10 protein-coding genes, 2 tRNA genes and 2 rRNA genes are annotated in these 16646 nt (G+C 54.0%); 4 read left to right on the top strand and 10 right to left on the bottom strand.

All coding sequences use genetic code 11. The features are described 5' to 3' along the window. Positions 1-122: 122 nt before the first annotated feature. The 4 genes from DUD43_RS05800 to DUD43_RS05785 form a co-directional block, all read right to left on the bottom strand. Positions 123-3006, bottom strand: a 23S ribosomal RNA gene (locus DUD43_RS05800). 377 nt (positions 3007-3383) lie between these two features. Continuing rightward, positions 3384-3459 (bottom strand) — tRNA-Ala (locus DUD43_RS05795). Between the two features lie 11 nt (positions 3460-3470). Beyond that, positions 3471-3547, bottom strand: a tRNA-Ile gene (locus tag DUD43_RS05790). A gap of 93 nt (positions 3548-3640) precedes the next feature. Continuing rightward, positions 3641-5177 (bottom strand): 16S ribosomal RNA (locus DUD43_RS05785). The 16S and 23S rRNA genes sit together here with 2 tRNA genes alongside, the layout of an rRNA operon. A gap of 1682 nt (positions 5178-6859) precedes the next feature. Between DUD43_RS05785 and rng the strand changes: the two genes are divergently transcribed. Then, positions 6860-8323, top strand: coding sequence for a ribonuclease G (gene rng / locus DUD43_RS05775; RefSeq protein WP_153229507.1), 1464 nt, complete (start codon positions 6860-6862; stop codon positions 8321-8323). A gap of 40 nt (positions 8324-8363) precedes the next feature. Here rng and DUD43_RS05770 read toward each other — a convergent pair whose 3' ends face one another. The 3 genes from DUD43_RS05770 to msbA form a co-directional block, all read right to left on the bottom strand. Further along, positions 8364-8894, bottom strand: a complete 531-nt coding sequence (locus tag DUD43_RS05770) for an AAA family ATPase (protein WP_221079792.1) — start codon at positions 8892-8894, stop codon at positions 8364-8366. 130 nt (positions 8895-9024) lie between these two features. Further along, positions 9025-9483 carry a hypothetical protein gene (locus DUD43_RS05765; RefSeq protein WP_153229506.1) on the bottom strand — a complete coding sequence of 153 codons (459 nt, stop codon included), beginning with the start codon at positions 9481-9483 and terminating at the stop codon, positions 9025-9027. Between the two features lie 30 nt (positions 9484-9513). Beyond that, positions 9514-11307, bottom strand: a complete 1794-nt coding sequence (gene msbA / locus DUD43_RS05760; protein WP_153229505.1) for a lipid A export permease/ATP-binding protein MsbA — start codon at positions 11305-11307, stop codon at positions 9514-9516. A 147-nt stretch (positions 11308-11454) separates the two neighbouring features. Here msbA and DUD43_RS05755 point away from each other — a divergent pair, with 147 nt between their 5' ends. The 3 genes from DUD43_RS05755 to DUD43_RS05745 are packed head-to-tail and all read left to right on the top strand — an operon-like array spanning position 11455 to position 13390. Then, positions 11455-12360 (top strand): glycosyltransferase family 9 protein, encoded by a 906-nt coding sequence (locus tag DUD43_RS05755; RefSeq protein WP_153229504.1) that lies wholly within the window; start codon positions 11455-11457, stop codon positions 12358-12360. Then, positions 12357-13121 (top strand): YdcF family protein, encoded by a 765-nt coding sequence (locus DUD43_RS05750; RefSeq protein ID WP_153229503.1) that lies wholly within the window; start codon positions 12357-12359, stop codon positions 13119-13121. The genes DUD43_RS05755 and DUD43_RS05750 overlap by 4 nt, the downstream gene beginning before the upstream one ends. Continuing rightward, positions 13118-13390 carry a YkgJ family cysteine cluster protein gene (locus tag DUD43_RS05745; protein ID WP_153229502.1) on the top strand — a complete coding sequence of 91 codons (273 nt, stop codon included), beginning with the start codon at positions 13118-13120 and terminating at the stop codon, positions 13388-13390. The genes DUD43_RS05750 and DUD43_RS05745 overlap by 4 nt, the downstream gene beginning before the upstream one ends. A gap of 55 nt (positions 13391-13445) precedes the next feature. Here the strand turns inward: DUD43_RS05745 and DUD43_RS05740 are convergent, their stop codons facing one another. The 3 genes from DUD43_RS05740 to DUD43_RS05730 form a co-directional block, all read right to left on the bottom strand. Then, the gene (locus DUD43_RS05740; RefSeq protein WP_153229501.1) at positions 13446-14588 is read right to left on the bottom strand and encodes a glycosyltransferase family 4 protein; all 1143 of its coding nucleotides are present in this window, start codon (positions 14586-14588) and stop codon (positions 13446-13448) included. A gap of 152 nt (positions 14589-14740) precedes the next feature. Next, positions 14741-15919, bottom strand: coding sequence for a glycosyltransferase family 4 protein (locus DUD43_RS05735; RefSeq protein ID WP_153229500.1), 1179 nt, complete (start codon positions 15917-15919; stop codon positions 14741-14743). Further along, complete coding sequence (locus DUD43_RS05730; protein ID WP_153231546.1) at positions 15916-16632, bottom strand: polysaccharide deacetylase family protein; 717 nt, start codon at positions 16630-16632, stop codon at positions 15916-15918. The genes DUD43_RS05735 and DUD43_RS05730 overlap by 4 nt, the downstream gene beginning before the upstream one ends. Positions 16633-16646 lie beyond the last annotated feature (14 nt).

The following is a 16646-nucleotide window of genomic DNA, read 5'->3' as shown; positions in this document are numbered from 1 at the left end:
CCGCTAGCGATCAGTACGGATCAGCTAGCAGCGGTTACGAAGGTGTCGAGCGCGGGTTGCGCTGCACTTCAATATTACGTTCTGTGGTCAACAACTTAACTCACTACAACCTCAAGGGTTATAGGATCAAGCCACACGGGCAATTAGTACTGGTTAGCTACATGCATTACTGCACTTCCACACCCAGCCTATCAACGTCCTGGTCTCGGACGACCCTACAGGGAGGTCAAGCCTCCGGGATATCTAATCTTCAGACGAGTTTCCCGCTTAGATGCCTTCAGCGGTTATCTCTTCCGTACGTAGCTACTCGGCAATGCCATTGGCATGACAACCGATACACCAGTGGTACGTCCACTCCGGTCCTCTCGTACTAGGAGCAGGCTCCGTCAAATATCCAACGCCCACGGCAGATAGGGACCAAACTGTCTCACGACGTTTTAAACCCAGCTCACGTACCTCTTTAAATGGCGAACAGCCATACCCTTGGGACCGGCTACAGCCCCAGGATGAGATGAGCCGACATCGAGGTGCCAAACACCGCCGTCGATATGAACTCTTGGGCGGTATCAGCCTGTTATCCCCAGAGTACCTTTTATCCGTTGAGCGATGGCCCTTCCATACAGAACCACCGGATCACTATGTCCTACTTTCGTACCTGTTCGACTTGTCAGTCTCACAGTCAAGCACGCTTATGCCATTGCACTATCAAGACGATTTCCGACCGTCTCTAGCGTACCTTCGAACTCCTCCGTTACACTTTAGGAGGAGACCGCCCCAGTCAAACTGCCCACCATGCACGGTCCCCGATCCCGATAAGGGACCTAGGTTAGAACCGCAAACAGACCAGGGTGGTATTTCAAGGATGACTCCACGCGATCTGGCGACCACGCTTCAACGTCTCCCACCTATCCTACACAGGCCGGTTCACAATCCAATGCAAAGCTACAGTAAAGGTTCATGGGGTCTTTCCGTCTAGCCGCGGGGAGATTGCATCATCACAACCATGTCAACTTCGCTGAGTCTCAGGAGGAGACAGTGTGGCCATCGTTACGCCATTCGTGCAGGTCGGAACTTACCCGACAAGGAATTTCGCTACCTTAGGACCGTTATAGTTACGGCCGCCGTTTACCGGGGCTTCGATCAAGAGCTTGCACCCCATCACTTAACCTTCCGGCACCGGGCAGGCGTCACACCCTATACGTCCACTTTCGTGTTTGCAGAGTGCTGTGTTTTTAGTAAACAGTCGCAGCCACCGATTCACTGCGGCCTCTTCATGCTTTGTGCGCAGGCACATCACACTAATGAGGCATACCTTCTCCCGAAGTTACGGTATTAATTTGCCGAGTTCCTTCTCCTGAGTTCTCTCAAGCGCCTTGGAATATTCATCCCGTCCACCTGTGTCGGTTTGCGGTACGGTCTCGTAGAGCTGAAGCTTAGAGGCTTTTCTTGGAACTGCTTCCAGTTAGTTTAGAGCCGAAGCTCTATCCAGTCACACCCTTGAATTACGCACCCGGATTTGCCTAAGTGCCTTCTATGATGCGCCAACGGGGACATCCAACACCCCGATAACATTCTGCAATCCGTCCCCCCATCGCACTCTACGACGGTGCGGGAATATTAACCCGCTTCCCATCAGCTACGCATCTCTGCCTCGCCTTAGGGGCCGACTCACCCTGCGCCGATGAACGTTGCGCAGGAAACCTTGGACTTACGGCGAGGGGGCTTTTCACCCCCTTTATCGCTACTCATGTCAGCATTCTCACTTCCGATACCTCCAGCATTCCTCACGGAACACCTTCACAGGCTTACGGAACGCTCTCCTACCATGTGTACTAAAGTACACATCCGCAGCTTCGGTCTATGGCTTAGCCCCGTTACATCTTCCGCGCAGGACGACTCGATCAGTGAGCTATTACGCTTTCTTTAAAGGATGGCTGCTTCTAAGCCAACCTCCTGACTGTCTATGCCTTCCCACTTCGTTTCCCACTTAGCCATAGTTAGGGACCTTAGCTGGCGGTCTGGGTTGTTTCCCTCTTGAGTCCGGACGTTAGCACCCGGTGCTCTGTCTCCCGTACTGTACTTGCCGGTATTCGGAGTTTGCCATGGGTTGGTAAGTCGCTGTGACCCCCTAGCCATAACAGTGCTCTACCCCCGGCAGTAATATACGAGGCACTACCTAAATAGTTTTCGGAGAGAACCAGCTATCTCCAGGCTTGTTTAGCCTTTCACTCCGATCCACAGCTCATCCCCTAATTTTTCAACATTAGTGGGTTCGGTCCTCCAGCACGTGTTACCGTGCCTTCAACCTGGCCATGGATAGATCGCCTGGTTTCGGGTCTACACCCAGCGACTGAATCGCCCTATTCGGACTCGCTTTCGCTACGCCTCCCCTATTCGGTTAAGCTTGCCACTGAATGTAAGTCGCTGACCCATTATACAAAAGGTACGCAGTCACACCACGAAGGTGCTCCTACTGTTTGTATGCATACGATTTCAGGATCTATTTCACTCCCCTTCCGGGGTTCTTTTCGCCTTTCCCTCACGGTACTGGTTCACTATCGGTCGATCACGAGTATTTAGCCTTGGAGGATGGTCCCCCCATATTCAGACAGGATTTCACGTGTCCCGCCCTACTTGTTCGATGCTTAGTTCCACGTACTGAATTTCGCCTACAGGGCTATCACCTGCTACGGCTGGACTTTCCATTCCATTCGACTATTCAATACGCTAAAACATCCAGGCTGGTCCGGTTTCGCTCGCCACTACTTCCGGAATCTCGGTTGATTTCTTTTCCTCGAGTTACTGAGATGGTTCAGTTCACTCGGTTCGCCTCCACATGCCTATGTATTCAGCATGGGATACCGTATTACTACGGTGGGTTTCCCCATTCGGACATCTACGGATCAAAGCTTGTTTGCCAGCTCCCCGTAGCTTTTCGCAGGCTACCGCGTCCTTCATCGCCTGTGATCGCCAAGGCATCCATCATATGCACTTATTCGCTTGATCCTATAACGCTTGGTGCTGTTATAGGAATATGAGTATACGTTGTTGCCGTTCATCAATCCTTAGCTGTTATCCAATCCGAAGATCAGACAACGTCTATATTTTTGAGAACTTTCGTTGAACATAATTTGTTCTGTTGCAATCACAACCCGTGTATTGTCATCACAAGTCGACTAATCGTCTTGCGTTTATTAGACAACACACCTTCGTTGTGCTTCTTCCTAATTGTTAAAGAGCAATTCGTGGGTTGTATAACCCAACGAGCAGTATTCTTGTAAAAGAACACTCTTCGTTGAATCTAACGCCAGGCCAACCGTTGTTGTCCTGTGCCCTATACTCTGTCATGAACCTTGCTGTATCAACACCAACCACAAAAGCGGTGGTGGAGGATGACGGGATCGAACCGACGACCCCCTGCTTGCAAAGCAGGTGCTCTCCCAGCTGAGCTAATCCCCCGAGGTAATCGTTGGTGGGTCAAGTTGGAATCGAACCAACGACCCCCGCCTTATCAAGACGGTGCTCTAACCGACTGAGCTACTGACCCATCTATCACCAGTGGGCGATACCTTCAATGGTCATGACATTAACTAACAGCCAATAAGTGTGGACGCTTTCGCTTTGCGAGCCATTCGCTCTAAAAGGAGGTGATCCAGCCGCACCTTCCGATACGGCTACCTTGTTACGACTTCACCCCAGTCATGAATCCCACCGTGGTAAGCGCCCTCCTTACGGTTAGGCTACCTACTTCTGGTGAAACCCACTCCCATGGTGTGACGGGCGGTGTGTACAAGACCCGGGAACGTATTCACCGCGACATTCTGATCCGCGATTACTAGCGATTCCGACTTCACGCAGTCGAGTTGCAGACTGCGATCCGGACTACGATCGGGTTTCTGAGATTGGCTCCCCCTCGCGGGTTGGCGACCCTCTGTCCCGACCATTGTATGACGTGTGAAGCCCTACCCATAAGGGCCATGAGGACTTGACGTCATCCCCACCTTCCTCCGGTTTGTCACCGGCAGTCTCATTAGAGTGCTCTTGCGTAGCAACTAATGACAAGGGTTGCGCTCGTTGCGGGACTTAACCCAACATCTCACGACACGAGCTGACGACAGCCATGCAGCACCTGTGTTCCGGTTCTCTTGCGAGCACGGCCAAATCTCTTCGGCTTTCCAGACATGTCAAGGGTAGGTAAGGTTTTTCGCGTTGCATCGAATTAATCCACATCATCCACCGCTTGTGCGGGTCCCCGTCAATTCCTTTGAGTTTTAATCTTGCGACCGTACTCCCCAGGCGGTCAACTTCACGCGTTAGCTGCGCTACTAAGGCCTAACGGCCCCAACAGCTAGTTGACATCGTTTAGGGCGTGGACTACCAGGGTATCTAATCCTGTTTGCTCCCCACGCTTTCGTGTCTGAGCGTCAGTATTATCCCAGGGGGCTGCCTTCGCCATCGGTATTCCTCCACATATCTACGCATTTCACTGCTACACGTGGAATTCTACCCCCCTCTGACATACTCTAGCTCGGCAGTTAAAAATGCAGTTCCAAGGTTGAGCCCTGGGATTTCACATCTTTCTTTCCGAACCGCCTACACACGCTTTACGCCCAGTAATTCCGATTAACGCTTGCACCCTACGTATTACCGCGGCTGCTGGCACGTAGTTAGCCGGTGCTTATTCTGCAGATACCGTCAGCAGTACCTCGTATTAGGAGATACCTTTTCTTCTCTGCCAAAAGTACTTTACAACCCGAAGGCCTTCATCATACACGCGGGATGGCTGGATCAGGGTTTCCCCCATTGTCCAAAATTCCCCACTGCTGCCTCCCGTAGGAGTCTGGGCCGTGTCTCAGTCCCAGTGTGGCTGGTCGTCCTCTCAAACCAGCTACGGATCGTTGCCTTGGTGAGCCTTTACCCCACCAACTAGCTAATCCGATATCGGCCGCTCCAATAGTGAGAGGTCTTGCGATCCCCCCCTTTCCCCCGTAGGGCGTATGCGGTATTAGCCACTCTTTCGAGTAGTTATCCCCCGCTACTGGGCACGTTCCGATATATTACTCACCCGTCCGCCACTCGCCACCAAGAGAGCAAGCTCTCTCGTGCTGCCGTTCGACTTGCATGTGTAAAGCATCCCGCTAGCGTTCAATCTGAGCCAGGATCAAACTCTTCAGTTTAATCTCTGTGGTTGTCCCGTCTTGCGACGAGACCGATTGTGTCTCAAAGAAAAATTCAGAGTTACACAAGGTAATTCTTCATCTTTCGTTTGTGAGCACTTGATACAAACTTGTGGCGATCCCCGAAGGGTTCGACTCGCTCATTCCAAGCGCCCACACTTATCGGCTGTTAATTGTTAAAGAGCAATGACAGTTGCCTGTCGTTCTACTGACTAACCCGGCTGGCTCGTCGCGCTTGGCGCTTCGTGCCTTGCTGTGTTAGCAGCAGAGAAACGAGATTATGAAGCAGATCAGGCAGTGTGTCAAGCGTTTTTTTTGAAGAAGTTAGAAAGTTTTAAAACTGCCTAACTCGTCCCGCTTAAACCAGAACTTTCGTTCCGAACTACCTGATGAACAATTAGCCGTAAGGCTAACCATCCAACTTCACAAACAAGGGTAAATTTTCAAATCTGTTTCAACCTTCGAAACCGCTTAAAAACTTAACATTGCGTTCTCTGGAGCAGAACCTAGAACTTTAACACAGAATTTTCTGATTTGTCAAGCTCCGGGTTTTACGCCGTGTCAGTTACCTGACTCAGTCATTCAAGCTTCGGTGCGGGCCTCTTGGCCAAGGCGGTGAAACTTGTCTAACTGCTCTCTGTCGCGCTTCAGGGAAAACCCTGTGTGTGCTGCAGCGAGAAAAGAACTATAGCACGATGATTTTCAGACTTGCAAGCCTTCTTTGCCATTTTTCTTGGTATTTCAGGAGAGAAAACTCCGTAAAACGACCTAGCATATTGATAACTATGAATAATAACTATAAAAATAATTTTTGGATTAACTTCGGATTTTTCTCTCCTGGCAGAAGGCTTCAACCGTCTATAGAGCAAAAGACGGACTGAACGCTGTTTTCCTCACGGAAATTCATTAAATCATCCCCCGTCCTCCGACTATTCCCCCTTCTATATAGATAGGGGGAGAAACTCCCTCCCAAAAATAGTCGCCAGTCGATGTGCTGGCTGGCTGGCTGGCTGGCTGGCTGGCTGGCTAGATGCTTGGATGCTTGGATGCTTGGATAGGCAGATGGTGTGTTGGTTGGTTGGTTGGTTGGTTGGTTGGTTGGTTGGTTGGTTGGTTGGTTGGTTGGTTGGTTGGTTGGTTGGTTGGTTGGTTGGTTGGCAAACAAGATAGCAGCGGCGAACACACATCATCAGCCCCTCCCCCAACCAAGAGTACCTATATATAGAGGAAGACTTGAGTGGCCTCCAGGATCGAGCACTATGCAGGGCTGTTAGCCGCTCGGGGCCCCGGGACAGGGAGTTGGGGCGAGTCAGACGACTTGCCGCAGTCGGAGTCACCATCGGGGATGCAAGCAGTCTGCTGTTTGAGCCCAGCGTTTGTGATTGGTCCGGGGGACCAATCACTGGGCGAGTTCAGACTGCGCCCCGATGGTGACTCTGACAAGGGAACCGGCGCAACGCGCCGGCAAGTGGTCCGCCCCAACTCCCTGTCCCGGGGCTTCGAGTGGCGACCTACATAGAGCGACTGGAACCAGAACCGCCTCCCCCACAAGCAATCCTCCGGAACAAACGCAAGCAAAGCATTCATCACCCTTAAACACTCTATATAGTCATAAAGGCATAGCAGCCTCACTGACTTGGCCCTACACTAGCCCGGAACAGATATTCCTGAGCGAAACTACTATGCATGAAGACATCCTGATTAACGTCACTCCGTTTGAAACCCGTGTTGCCCTGGTCGAGCAAGGTGCAGTCCAGGAAATTCATATCGAGCGCAGCATCCAACGCGGCTATGTGGGGAACGTCTATCTGGGAAAGGTGGCTCGGGTTTTGCCCGGCATGCAAAGTGCCTTTATTGATATAGGCCTGGAGCGCGCCGCCTTCATCCATGTCGCAGACTTGCGCCAGAATCGCGCCGAGCGCAATCAGGGCAGTCCGACCACGCCTATCGAGAAGCTCTTGTACGAAGGTCAGTCTCTATTAGTACAAGTCATCAAAGATCCTTTGGGCACCAAGGGCGCTCGTGTCTCGACACAGATCAGCATTGCAGGCCGCATGCTGGTGTATCTGCCCTTTGATCCTCATATTGGTGTGTCGCAACGTATTGGTTCGGATGCAGACCGGATCGAGCTGCGCGAACGTGTCAGCCGCCTGATGCCCAAGGACGAGAAAGGCGGTTTTATCGTACGGACTCAGGCCGAATGCGCAACGGATGAAGAGATCAGTGCGGACCAGCAGTATCTGCGCACTTTGTGGACACGTATTCAGGAGCGCATCCGCGAGCAAGGCGCCCCCTCTGTTCTTTATACGGACTTGAGCCTGGCACAACGTGTTTTGCGCGATATGGTCACGCCAAACACCCAATCCATCATCGTGGACTCGCGCACCGTGGTACAGGAGATGAAGGAATGGGCGCAGATTTATACGCCTTCCGTGTTGGAGCGTATCAGTCACCACAAAGGCAGCCGCGCTCTGTTTGATACAGCCCATGTGGATGAAGAAATCAACCGCGCCCTGTCGCGTCGGGTGGATTTGAAATCCGGTGGCTATTTGATTATCGATCAGACCGAAGCGTTGACCACAGTAGACGTGAATACCGGCGGTTTCGTCGGTGGCCGCAACTTTGACGACACGATATTCAAGACGAACCTGGAAGCAGCCATTGCCCTGGCCCGCCAACTGCGTCTACGCAATCTGGGCGGCATCATCATTCTGGACTTTATTGATATGGACGACCCCGCTCACCGGGAGTCTGTCTTGCAGGAGCTGCAAAAAGCGCTGGCCAAAGACCGCACTCGCGTGACGATCAATGGCTTTAGTCAATTAGGTCTGGTGGAGATGACACGCAAACGTACACGTGATTCTTTAGCGCACCAACTGTGTGAGCCTTGCCCCACTTGCCAGTCCCGTGGCTCCGTACGTACGGCCCGCACTGTCTGCTATGAAATCCTGCGCGAAGTACTGCGCGAGGCCAAGCAGTTCAATCCAAAAGAATTTCGCATTCTGGCGGCGCAAGAAGTGGTGGATCTTTTTCTGGAAGAAGAAAGCCAGCATCTGGCCGTGGCAGGAGACTTTATCGGCAAGCCTATCTCTTTAGAGGTAGACCCGCACTACTCCCAGGAACAGTACGACATTATCTTGCTGTAAGTGATCGGTTTGGGATTGGCTGGGAAGCCAATCCCCCAGCTTATTCCGTGATCTGATGATGAATGATCTGAAAGCCCTCTGACTCTTGAGGCGCCACAAAATAACGGCTGAACAAATCAAACTGCGCTTCCGTCGTTTCAAAGGGATGCTCACCACTGGCATTACGGGCATGCAAGCGCGCCTTGCACAACTCATCAGCCACATCCAGATAATGCAGTTCATGAGCTGCACCCGACTTTTCAATCAGTTCCCGCGCCCAAGCACGTGTTGCCAATGTATTGGATGGAAAATCCAGCACCACAGATACTCCAGCTTGCAGCAAAGCAGCGATATGCGGTGCCATGGCGGCTCGCAATTGCGCTGAACAACGGGCGTAATCTTCCAAAGACGCAATTTGGCCGGGATACAGGCTGGCCAGCCAAAAGTCCTCGCTGATCAGTACGGTCTCGGGCTGCTCGGACAGTTGCTTGGCGAAAGTGGATTTGCCTGCCGCAATCTTGCCGCAAATCAGATAGAGCATCGCTGTTCTTGTGTCTGTCTGTTTGGCTTGGGGCGTAGAAGCAAAATCCATAATCATCTCTAGTAATAAAAAGGGTCCAGAAACAATAAACCCGCCTGAAAAGGCGGGTCAAGGGTGATGGCAGGTTTGCTGTGTGAGCTGGGAGCTCCAGGCTCAAGAAAAACTGCCCAGCTCCACAGACTTACAGCGGAGCGACAGGTACGAAATCATCCTCGGGCAGCACTTCTTTCGGTGCATCGTCCGGGTTACACACACCAGGAGCACGGATAGAAGTGAAGACCTCCTGGATCTCACGTTTCACATCAGCACGGTAGGCATACACCTTGGCGTCCACCCAACCCTTTTGCATCATGGTCAGGTCGATCAGAATACTTTTATCCCAGCCCGCCCCCGGTTCCAGCTCGTAACGCAAGGTGCCGTAGCTGGCCTGACGTTCGTCCATCTTGAAAACGGCCGCTTTACCGCACTCTGCCTGATGCTTGAACAAGGCACGCTGAATACCCACAAAGTCCGTATTGATGCGTCGCTCCGTCTTGAAATAGCTGGGACGACGCAGATCCTGTTCTCGCAATTCCGCATTCGGCTTGGCACATCCGGCCAACACAGCCAGCCCGGCCAGCGCAAGAATGATTTTCTTCATGATGTTCCTTATCGTGCAGCCTCAAGCCGCTTATTCGTTGAACTGAAACTGCATTTGGTAGAAACCGGCATACACGCCGTTGCGGGCCAGCAATTCGTCGTGACGGCCCTGCTCAATAATCCGCCCTTCGTCCAGCACCAGGATTTGATCCGCATTTTGTACGGTAGATAGTCGATGCGCAATCACCAAGGTGCTGCGTCCCTTCATCAGGGTTTCCAGAGACATCTGAACCTGACGCTCGGATTCATTGTCCAGAGCCGAAGTGGCTTCATCCAGAATCAGGATAGGAGCATTTTTGATCAGCGCGCGGGCAATGGCCAGACGCTGACGCTGACCGCCGGACAGAGAGTTGGCGTTCTCGCCCACCATCGTATCCAGACCTTGCGGCAAACCTTCCACGAACTCGCGCAGATTGGCTGCTTCCAGCGCTTCCCAGATACGTTCCGGCGGAACATCGGCACCTGCGCCGTAGGCCACGTTCTGGCCAATCGTCGCCTCAAACAGCACCACATCCTGACTGACCAGAGAAATCTGGCTACGCAGGCTGCGCAAGGTCAGCTCTTCCGAAGGAATGCCATCGACCCGCACTTGTCCGCTGCTAGGAATCAAGAAACGCGGCAGCATATTAGCCAGCGTGGTCTTGCCACTGCCGGAGCGACCGACCAAGGCAATAGTTTGGCCCGGCTGCACCGCAAAGCTGACATCGGACAAGGTATCGCGATGGCCGTTGGGGAAACGATGTGACACCGCGTCGAACTCGATGTGACCGTGCACAGGCTGCTTGAATTCGCGAGTCCCGGTATCAGGCTCCGGATCCTGATCCACCAGCTTGAACACACTTTCTGCAGCCACCAGCATGCGCTGCATGGTGCCGGTAATGTTGGTCAAACGCTTGATAGGGTCAAAAATCTGTCCCAAGGCCGCCATGAAAGCAGCAAAGCTACCGATAGTCAGCGTGCCGGTATTGGCCTGGTAAAGAGCCACAAAAATCACCCCGGCCACAGCGATGGACACAAACAGCTGTGTGATGGGCGACAAGGCCGCATCCGCAGCAGCCGCACGCATGGCAAAGCGGCGCAGACGCGCATTCACATACATGAAGCGGGTGTTTTCGCGCTCGTAACCGTCAAACAGCTTGATGACACGTTGGGCGTCAATGGCTTCACTGACCACGCGGGTCAGCTCGGCATTCATGTTCACGGTATCGCGATTGATGCGACGCAGGCGGCGCGACACCATCTTGGCCACAAAGACCGAAGCGGGCATGACCAGAAACACAATCACGGTCAATTGCCAGGACATGTAAAGCAAAACGCCCAGCAAGGCGATCACCGTCAGGGTTTCGCGCACCACAACCGTGACCACCTCTGTAGCCACGCCAGTCATGGTGCCCGCATCAATCGTGAAGCGGTTCAACAAACGACCCGTATCCCCTTGCTTGAACTCCGAATCGGACAATCCCAGCAAGCGGGAGAACATGTCAGCGCGTAAAGTCAGCAACATTTTGTTGGCGATCCAGGCAAACAAATAGGAGCTGCCGTAACTGGTGACGCCACGCACAAACATCAGCCCGATCACCGCCAGCGGGATGGACCACATATAGTCAGGATTGGCGCCGGTAAAGCCCCCGTCCAGCAAAGGTTTCATGATCACGGCCAGCACCGGCTGGGTGGCCGAGGAGATACTGACCAGGATCAGCGCCAGCACCACCACCTTCCAGTAAGGCAGCAAACGACTGTAAATGCGCTTCCAGAGATCGGATTTGACGGGATCGTGCCCAGCAGGCTTGATTTTGGTTTCTATGGCGTTGGACAACGAGGACACCCTATATACTATCTAATTGTGTTTATTCTAACGCTCATTGCCTGAATCGAGCGTCTCCGCACTTGTTGGTTCTGCCTAGTTGTCCTGTTCATGTCTGATCCCTCTGCCCTTTACCTACGATTGCCTAATTGGCTAGGCGATGTATGCATGAGCCTGCCGTGTTTACAGGCTCTGCTCGATACCGGTTTGCCCGTGGTGGTTTGCGCCCGTCCCTGGGCCCGCGAGCTGCTATCGGCCTACCCCTTGCATGGCTTCATCCCCATGACAAGCCACTGGCACCAGGATGCCAAAGCCATACGCCGCTATCGTCGCCAGCATGGCCATCGCAATGCGTACGGCCTGCTGCTGCCCGATTCGCTAAGCAGTGCCCTCAGCTTCAAACTGGCAGGCCTGCCCGCCTGCGGTTACCGGGACGATGGCCGTAGCCTTTTATTACGTTGGCCTTTGAATAAGCCGCAAAAGCAGTTGCACGCGGTGCAATCCTGGTTCTATATTGTTCAGCAGGCTTTGGCGCTGTGGAATTTGAACCCGGCACCTGAACAAGCCCCAGCCACCCTGGATTTGACGCTCAGCCCCCTGCAACGGCAAGAAGGCGACAACAGTCTGCGCCAAGCCGCCCTGCGCCCCGGTGACTATATTCTGATCGCCCCTACCGCAACGGGACTGCACAAAGGCCGCGTCAAAGTCTGGCCGTATTTCGACCAACTGACCCGCCATCTGCAAGCCCAAGGCAAAACCGTCATTATGTGCCCCCCGCCCAACGAGCATGAGGCTGCCCTGCAAAATGCGCCCAGCGCACGTTGCCTGCCGCCCCTGCCTTTAGGGGCGTTTGCGCGGCTTTGCCAACAGGCGCAGTGGGTTATTTGCAATGACTCTGGCGTCTCCCATGTCGCGGCAGCCATCAAGGCCCAGCAGTTGACCTTATGTGGCGTCACCAACCCTGAAGACACCGGCCCCTGGTCGCCACGGGCGATTTGCCTGGGGCGCGATGGCCAATGGCCTACGCTGGACGAGGTGGTGCAAGTGCTGGAGTCGGAGCGGGAGCACCCATGAATGTATCGAGCATCCTGACCAGTCTGGTCATTCCACTGAATTTGTTTGCCGCCCTATTACTTGTGGCGGTACTGCTTTTTATCTTGCGCCTGCGCAAAACCGCTGCCGCCCTGGCCTTGGCCGGACTGCTCTGGACCGGCGCCTGGTCCCTGCCCGCCACCAGCCTGTATGCGGGCGGCTATCTGGAAAGAATGTATCCCTATCAGCCGGCTGAGCAGGTGACGCAGGCCGATGCCATTGTGGTTCTGGGCGGCCACACCGCTCAAAACCGCAGCAATTGGTTCCTGCCCCAGACAGCACAAAAGACATCGGCACGGGTAGAACGGGCAGCTGATCTGTATAAAGCGGGTCGTGCTCCTTATATTGTCTTGTCGGGAGCCGCTCTGGACGGCGGCATCAGCGAGGCCAAAGTCATGGCCAATACCCTGAATAGCCTGGATGTTCCCGCCTCGGCCACGCTGATGGAAAACGAAAGCCTGACCACCCAGCAAAATGGCGAGTACACCGCCCAGTTGCTGGAAGAAAAGCAGGCCAAGAAAGTTTTGTTGGTGACTTCTGCCCTGCACATGCCACGTGCCATGGCGATTTTTCGCAAGCAAGGGGTCAATGTGATCCCGGCTGGTGCCGCTCCACAGCTAACGGTTCCGAACAGCCCCGAGTTTTCCATGTGGAAACCCAATCTGATGGCCCTGCAATCCAGCCGTTCCATCATCAAGGAATATGTCGGGATTCTGGTGTATTGGTCCCGAGGTTGGGCATGATTTGTCGTTCTGAATGCGGGGCCTGCTGTATCGCCCCCTCTATTTCCAGTCCCATTCCCGGCATGCCCCACGGCAAACCAGCGGGTGTGCCCTGTATCCAGCTGGACGAACAACTGCGTTGTCGGATTTTCGGCCAGCCTGAACGCCCTGCCTGTTGCTCGGGCTTGCAAGCCTCGCAGGAAATGTGTGGGGAAAAGCGGGAGGACGCCTTGATCTGGCTGACGGAGTTGGAAACGCTCACTGCACCACTCAGCAAGCGCTACGCATAAAAAAAGAGGTGTTCTGAATCCCAATCAGAACACCTCTTTTTAATTCAAGCCCTTATCAGGCGAGATTTGACTGACGATCCCCAAAACGCTGAGCCCTGGCGTGGCGGTAAACCTTTTCGGTATCTGCTGCAAATTTGCTCAAGGAAAACTCCTCTTCCACACGACGCCGGGCATTACCGCCCAAGGTGCGCAGACAGAATTTGTCATTGAGCAGTTGCTGCAAATACGAATGCAGCGCTTCCACATCCCCTACTGGTACAACCCAGCCATCCACGCCATCACGTACATTTTCTGGCAAACCGCCCGCCGCGGAGACCAGCGTTGGCAAGCCGGCAGCCATGGTTTCACAACTGGCATAGGAAGCCGCTTCGCGATAGGACAGCACAAAGCCCACATCGCAGGCAGCCAGCACCTGACGAACATCAGAAACCAGGCCAGGGAAGGTGACAGATTGCTCCATGCTCAGTTCGCGCACACGTGCTTTCATCGCCTCATTGGGCGGATCACCCGCGACCAGAATACGAATACGGCTGCGCTGCTCGGGGGACAGGCGGCTGACCGCCTCCACCAGCAATAACCAGCCTTTATTCAAATCGGTGCCACCAATACTGCCAAAAACCAGCGTGTTATCAGGCAAATCCCCAAAAAACTGCTGGCGAGCCTGCGCCCGTTGAGCACGGGACGGCGGCTGTAAATAGGACACATCAATACCATTACGCACGACTGTAATCGGCGCACGGGCATAGCCCGACTGCTGCAACTGACGCTTCACAAATTCGCAGACAGCAATGGCCGACTGGGTGCCGAAGCGCGCGCGCAGGCTATGGCCGAAGCTACCGACTTCATTCGTATTATGTTTGGTCCAGACAATCGCTGGCGCTTCACGCAGCCCCAGGCTGGCAGCCATCAGGTGTCGATGGTCCGCCCCGCCATTGCAGTGGGCAATATCAAAACGATTGGTTTTCAAAAATTGCCGCAGACGCCAGATTTCAGGCAAAGCGGTAAAGATGCGGGAGGTATACAAGCCCGGCAGCACGCGCACATTGGGGATGCGGGAGGCCTCTTGATAGAGACGTCCGGTTGGCGGCGCAGCCAGCGTGAACTCGCAGCGATTCGACATTTCTCGCAACAAGCTCAGGACGTAGGTCACGTGACCACCACCATTGCCGTGATGAATATCAGTAATAAGAACTTTCACAAATCGCTCCGCCTGCAACGTGCTTAATTAACTGCAAAAAAGCACCTCGAAGATGCGCACACGAAACGAAGTGTATCTGCTGTAGCCCTGGCTGAACAATAACTGAACGTGTTTTGACCCGTTCAAGCGCAACCTAAATACAACAACCTGCCTTAGCGGCGCTTCAAAACCTCGGCATACAGAGCCTGGTATTGAGAGGCCACTGCAGGCCAACTGAACTGGACCAGCAACTCTCTGGAATTCTCCACCAGATTGCGGGCCATCACCGGATCTTTGCTAATTTTTTCAATAGCTTGGGCCAGTTCCTGAGCATCTTCCGGATGGCTGAGCAGCAAGGCGTGATAACCTCCCTGCACATACTGGGCAAAGCCGCACCACGGAGCCGGGCTGAGTACAACCGGCAGGCCATAGGACATGGCTTCCAGCGGTGCCATGCCAAAGCTGTCATTCAGGGTGGGATGCACATAAATATCGGCAGCGCGATAAAAGGGGTCGACGTTAGAGGTCTCACCTTGCAAGATGACGCGGTCCTGCATGTTCAGGGCCTGCAGCTGCTGGCGCATCTGATCACGCAAACCCGGCTTTCCACCTACGACCAGCAAACGATAATGAGATGGCAATTTCGCCAAGGCTTCCAGCACCGTGCTCAAGCCTTTACGCAGTGGGTTACGCGCCACCAGCAAGCAAACCACCTGTTCTTTCGTAAAACCTAAAGACTCACGAACCTTGGCACGCTCTTCACCTTGGACATCAGCTTGTGGCAAGGCCACACCGGGAGCAATGACGGGATAGTCGTGCACACTGCCATAAGCTTGCTGCAACTGTTCGGCAATCAGGCCCGAAACGGCGACCACAGCATGAGGACCGGGACGCAAGCGCCGCTTTTCCAAACCCAGATAACCCCAAACCCGCGGACTGAAGTAAGAACCTAGTTTTTTCAACAAAGGCAAAGGTCGCACGCGCCAGTTAAAGCGCACGGGGGTGACATGGACGACTTCCACATCTCCACACCAGCCGTTCATGTGCGAATGCACAATATCAAAACCCTGGGCCGTGGCCTTGGCCGCCTGACGGGCAAACAAGATGCCGCGTATCCAACCTGGCCAATGAGACCAATGACGAATAGGCACATAGGCCAGCTTCAAATCGCAGCGGCTGTCATATTCACGCGCAAACACGGTAATTTCGTGTTTTTCGGCCAGCTCGCGCATCAGCTCCACGCCATACGCCTCGGCGCCGCCAAAGCGATTGCCGAAACGATCGACCACAAAAGCAATACGCAAACGCTCGGGAATCGCAGCGGGAGTATCGTGGGTTTGATCTGAACTCATGAGCGGGAAACCGTACGGCGCTTGTCTTCCAGGCGTGTCACGCACTTTTGCACGAAGCGCAAAATATTGGTGGAGCGCGAGACCGTCACGCGGGGCAAATCAAACAAATCATCGTCTGAACGGGCCAGACCGCGATTGGTGGTGGTGGCGTTCAGATACCCTGCCTGACGCACCTGCTCGCGGATGGCCTGATTCTGATCCCCATAGGGATAGCAGAAAGCGCTGACTTCCACTTGCAGCGCATCCTGCAGCTCCGTCTTGGATTGCGCGATCTGGTAATGAGCAATTTCCGAGGACACATCCGTCAAATGCACATGGTCCAGCGTATGCGAACCGGCTTCATGACCGGCATTCACCCAGGCGCGCAGCTCGGGCAAGGACATCAGACCGGAATGAGGTACGCCTTTGGGTTGATCCCAGAAGTTGGAACCGTCCAGATGTCGGGCGACGATGTAATTGGTGGCCGTAAAGCCCAATTCATCCAGCACCGGCATCGCGTTTTGAAAGACGTTACGGTAGCCGTCATCAAAGCTGATCCCCACGACCTTGCCCTGCTTTTCACCCCGCAGGTACGGCATCAATTGCGCCATGGACAAACCGCGATAGCCCAAGCGCTTCAGCCACGTCATCTGGCGCCGAAAATCAGTTGGATGCACAGTCAAACCACGGTATGGCGAGCCTTTGGGAGCGGGCACCCCGACCTGGTGGTACATAAGAATCGGAATCA

Source organism: Alcaligenes faecalis, assembly GCF_009497775.1.
Classification (GTDB): domain Bacteria; phylum Pseudomonadota; class Gammaproteobacteria; order Burkholderiales; family Burkholderiaceae_B; genus Alcaligenes; species Alcaligenes faecalis_D.
The sequence above is the reverse complement of the archived record's forward strand: the minus strand, read 5'-3'. Positions and strand labels throughout refer to the sequence as shown.

Bases quoted from the DNA above. Each gene is read 5' to 3' on its own strand.
- rng (WP_153229507.1), top strand. From the start codon at position 6,860: ATGCATGAAGACATCCTGATTAACGTCACTCCGTTTGAAACCCGTGTT.
- DUD43_RS05770 (WP_221079792.1), bottom strand. From the start codon at position 8,894: ATGGATTTTGCTTCTACGCCCCAAGCCAAACAGACAGACACAAGAACA.
- DUD43_RS05765 (WP_153229506.1), bottom strand. From the start codon at position 9,483: ATGAAGAAAATCATTCTTGCGCTGGCCGGGCTGGCTGTGTTGGCCGGA.
- DUD43_RS05755 (WP_153229504.1), top strand. From the start codon at position 11,455: ATGAGCCTGCCGTGTTTACAGGCTCTGCTCGATACCGGTTTGCCCGTG.
- DUD43_RS05750 (WP_153229503.1), top strand. From the start codon at position 12,357: ATGAATGTATCGAGCATCCTGACCAGTCTGGTCATTCCACTGAATTTG.
- DUD43_RS05745 (WP_153229502.1), top strand. From the start codon at position 13,118: ATGATTTGTCGTTCTGAATGCGGGGCCTGCTGTATCGCCCCCTCTATT.
- DUD43_RS05735 (WP_153229500.1), bottom strand. From the start codon at position 15,919: ATGAGTTCAGATCAAACCCACGATACTCCCGCTGCGATTCCCGAGCGT.
- DUD43_RS05730 (WP_153231546.1), bottom strand. From the start codon at position 16,632: ATGTACCACCAGGTCGGGGTGCCCGCTCCCAAAGGCTCGCCATACCGT.